Origin of the sequence: Winogradskyella sp., assembly GCF_013213975.1 — a bacterium.
GTDB lineage: Bacteria > Bacteroidota > Bacteroidia > Flavobacteriales > Flavobacteriaceae > Winogradskyella.
The window spans coordinates 1-2398 of the sequence record NZ_JABSST010000152.1 but is presented as its reverse complement, the minus strand read 5'-3'; the positions used below and the strand labels follow the sequence as shown (position 1 = coordinate 2398).

Sequence of the window (2398 nt, the reverse complement as noted above, 5' to 3'; positions counted from 1 at the left end):
TGCTTTTTCTAAACGCTCTTTTCTAGAGATGCCTTGATAGTAAAGTGTCAAAGCCACATTATCTAAAGCCGATTTGTAATTGATAAGATTGAAGGATTGAAAAATAAATCCTAAAAATTCGTTTCGGTATTTAGCAGCCAGCTTTTCATTTAAGCCACGAATAGGTACATTATCTAATATGTATTGCCCTTCATCAGCCTCATCCAACATTCCTAAAATGTTGAGAAGTGTAGATTTACCAGATCCTGAGGAACCCATAATTGAGACTAATTCCCCTGACTCGACATTAAAATTAATTCCCTTGAGTACGTGAAGCGAATTGCTTCCCATATGATAAGATTTATGTAAATCTTTGATTTGTATCATGTGATGATGGTTGATTGATGCAATATTACACAAAACACAAGGTGTTTTATGCTAAGTATTTGTTAAGAATTACTTACAAACACTACAGATATAAGACTATTTAAAAATAAAATTGTTACAGTATCTCGTCTATTTTTTTTGACTGTTGAGATTTATAGTAAGTACGGTAGACAAAATAACCTATTATCGCCACCAAAATATAAGGCACTGCCATTAAAAACATTATCCCATCATTTATACCCTCCGCTGCAGATTGATCTTCACCACTTTCTAAGACTGCACGACACATAGCACATTGCGCATTAGTCGTAAAGAAGGTCAGAAAGAAAAGTAAAAAAAGTAACAACCTTTGCTTCATAATTACGCGTAAAACGGAGATATCATTAAATAAACTATAACACCAGTAACAGCGACATAAAGCCAAAGTGGAAAAGTGATTTTTGCTATTTTTTTATGCCTTTCAATGTTATTAGTAATAGCTCTAACATAAGTTATAAGCACGAAAGGGATAACCGCTATAGATAGTGCTATATGACTGACTAAAATGAAAAAATATATCGTCTTGTAACTCCCTTCATATTTAGTGGAATCACTAGTCATATGATAAGCTACATACATCACCAAGAACAACACAGATAGTGCTATTGCCACTTTCATTAACCGCTCATGCATTTGCCGGTTACCGCGTTTAATCATAACCACAGCAATCACCAACACTACTGCAGTAATTGCGTTAATTACGGCATATACTGGTGGTAAAAAAATAGGTAATTCAGCATTAATTTTCACATTGAATAGTAATGCTACAACTAATGGAATAGCTATAGAAAGTACTACTATCCATTTATTGTATTGCTTTTCCTTGTTTAAATCAGCTTCACTCATATCTATTCGTTTAATAATTTAGCGATATCTTCTTTCAAAATTGTTATTTCTTGAGAAATCCCATCCTCATCAACACCTACAGACTCAGGTATGAGTCCGTTGTAAAAAATCATTGGATTTCCAAACTTATCTCGTCTAGAACGTATATATCCTTCTTTGTCAATAAGGGCAAAATTACCTGAGTGCTCAAACCCACCTTCTACAGTCTCGTCTTTGGCGGTATACAGATTAAACCCTTCGTTAGCTAGTTTGTAAATAGCATCTTCATTACCAGTCATCAGATGCCAATTTGGATTTGTAATCCCATAGTTTTCTGCATAGGTTTTTAAAACCTCTGGTGTGTCAATCTCTGGAGTTATTGTAAATGATGCTATTCCAAAATTTTGAAAATCGTTAAAATGTTCTTGAACCTCAACTAAATTTTTGTTCATGATTGGACAAATAGTCGGGCAAGTAGTAAAGAAAAATTCAACCACATAAACCTTTCCTAAATAATCTTCATTGGTAATCGTTTTTCCATCCTGATTTACAAAACTAAATGCAGGAACCCTTTTAGATTCATTGTTTATTTCTAAGTACGCCAAATTACTTTTTTGAGTAGTCACCGCTTTGCTTCGACTTTCATCTCTTGACACATCATCAGAACTTACCCTATTAATAATCTTTGGTATAAAGATGATACCGAATACCAAAATAACAGTAGCTATGCCTATATATGAATAGTTGGGTTTATTACTCATTGTTTTATCAATCCTTTTTCTCTACGCTGATTTGACTCATCAAAAGCTCCTTTACGGTTTTCGCGATAGTCTTTAAATAGCACGCGCATATCTTCGGCTGCCATTTTATTTTTTAATTCCGAAACTTGGGTGCAATCATAATCAAAGAGACCATAAATTGGTGTGTTATTTTCAACTTGCTCATCTGTTCTATCATCCAGTCTTCCTCTTTGATTAAGATCTCTATCTACAATATAGACCGCATCAACAGCTAGATTTTCATTAAGAGTTACTTCCGATCTTAAACTTGTAAATACTCTTCTAATTTCGGATTCATCCGCATATAATAAATGCCAAAACCTTAAATCTTCGTATGACTTAATTTCTTTAAGTAAATCTTCTGCTTCTTCCTTTGCGGAAAATGGTAA

At 33.7% G+C, this 2398-nt stretch carries 4 protein-coding genes and 1 pseudogene; all 5 read right to left on the bottom strand.

The features are described 5' to 3' along the window. A partial coding sequence (locus HRU49_RS14535) for an ATP-binding cassette domain-containing protein (protein ID WP_296358435.1) occupies positions 1 to 366 on the bottom strand: 366 nt, incomplete at its 3' end. 115 nt (positions 367 to 481) lie between these two features. Further along, positions 482 to 724, bottom strand: a complete 243-nt coding sequence (locus tag HRU49_RS14530; RefSeq protein WP_296358433.1) for a hypothetical protein — start codon at positions 722 to 724, stop codon at positions 482 to 484. A gap of 2 nt (positions 725 to 726) precedes the next feature. Next, on the bottom strand, positions 727 to 1251 hold the full coding sequence (locus HRU49_RS14525; protein WP_296358431.1) for a DUF420 domain-containing protein: 525 nt from the start codon (positions 1249 to 1251) through the stop codon (positions 727 to 729). Between the two features lie 2 nt (positions 1252 to 1253). Then, positions 1254 to 1991, bottom strand: coding sequence for an SCO family protein (locus tag HRU49_RS14520; protein ID WP_296358429.1), 738 nt, complete (start codon positions 1989 to 1991; stop codon positions 1254 to 1256). Continuing rightward, a pseudogene (locus HRU49_RS14515) lies at positions 1988 to 2398 on the bottom strand (hypothetical protein); the annotation flags it as partial. The pseudogene HRU49_RS14515 and the gene HRU49_RS14520, both read right to left, overlap by 4 nt.

Excerpts from the sequence above, each read along its gene's own strand:
- HRU49_RS14530 (WP_296358433.1), bottom strand. The coding sequence starts at position 724 with ATGAAGCAAAGGTTGTTACTTTTTTTACTTTTCTTTCTGACCTTCTTT.
- HRU49_RS14525 (WP_296358431.1), bottom strand. The coding sequence starts at position 1,251 with ATGAGTGAAGCTGATTTAAACAAGGAAAAGCAATACAATAAATGGATA.
- HRU49_RS14520 (WP_296358429.1), bottom strand. The coding sequence starts at position 1,991 with ATGAGTAATAAACCCAACTATTCATATATAGGCATAGCTACTGTTATT.